Here is a 274-nt window from a genome sequence, read left to right as displayed (position 1 = left end):
AACGAAAAGAACCGCGCAGGGTGTAAAACACTTTTGTGCCAGTAAACAATGTGGAAAGCCGGTTTCGGCGGAATAATAACGTGAATAATAACCTGCAAAGAGACGCTATCGCAGCTGCGATAGATGTTCTCAATGAAGAACGTGTCATCGCCTATCCAACGGAAGCCGTTTTCGGTGTTGGGTGCGATCCTGATAGCGAAACAGCAGTGATGCGACTGTTGGAGTTAAAACAGCGTCCGGTTGATAAGGGGCTGATTTTAATCGCAGCAAATTA

1 protein-coding gene is annotated in these 274 nt (G+C 46.4%); it reads left to right on the top strand.

The window, feature by feature from the left end; translation table 11 throughout:
• Positions 1 to 80 precede the first annotated feature (80 nt).
• Positions 81 to 274: Sua5/YciO/YrdC/YwlC family protein (locus tag EOS_RS42955; RefSeq protein WP_047898339.1), on the top strand; the 194-nt coding region annotated here is incomplete at its 3' end.

The sequence above is a fragment of the Caballeronia mineralivorans PML1(12) genome, from assembly GCF_001028175.1.
Classification (GTDB): Bacteria; Pseudomonadota; Gammaproteobacteria; order Burkholderiales; family Burkholderiaceae; genus Caballeronia; species Caballeronia mineralivorans.
The sequence above is the reverse complement of the archived record's forward strand: the minus strand, read 5'-3'. Positions and strand labels throughout refer to the sequence as shown.